The 474-nt window shown below is 65.6% G+C and carries 1 protein-coding gene; it reads right to left on the bottom strand.

Going from position 1 to position 474, the window contains the following annotated elements; genetic code table 11:
• Window positions 1–474: molybdopterin cofactor-binding domain-containing protein (locus tag IVB32_RS09105; protein WP_247410229.1), on the bottom strand; the 474-nt coding region annotated here is incomplete at both ends.

Genomic DNA, 474 nt, shown 5'->3' with positions numbered 1-474 from the left:
GAACGGTGCGTGGGCCATCTCGTCGTGGCGCGACCATTGCACCCGCACCGGACGGCCGCCGGCAGCCTTCGCCAGCAGCACGGCATCCAGCGCGACGTCGTCGGCGGCATTATGTCCGTAGCAGCCCGCGCCTTCTATGTGCTCGACCACGATGTTTTCTGCCGGCAGCTTGAGCACGATCGCGAGGTCGGCGCGCAGCAGGTAGACGCCCTGGCTGTGGGTCCAGACATGGACACGATCGCCGTCCCATCGGGCCATCGCACAGGACGGTGCGATCGAAGCGTGCGCGATGTAGGGACGGATGTATTGCCGGCGGAGGGTGCGAGCAGCCTCCTTTATCGTTGCCGCAGTGGTCCTGCTGTCGATGACATCAGTCTCGACCGGCTGGCTCTTCAAGAACCCGGCCAGATCATTTTCATCCGGCAGCGGCTCGCCGGCCGACCATGTCGCCCCCTTGCGCAAGGCTTTCAGCGC

The sequence above is a fragment of the Bradyrhizobium sp. 23 genome (assembly GCF_023073295.1).
GTDB lineage: Bacteria > Pseudomonadota > Alphaproteobacteria > Rhizobiales > Xanthobacteraceae > Bradyrhizobium > Bradyrhizobium canariense_D.
The sequence above is the reverse complement of the archived record's forward strand: the minus strand, read 5'-3'. Positions and strand labels throughout refer to the sequence as shown.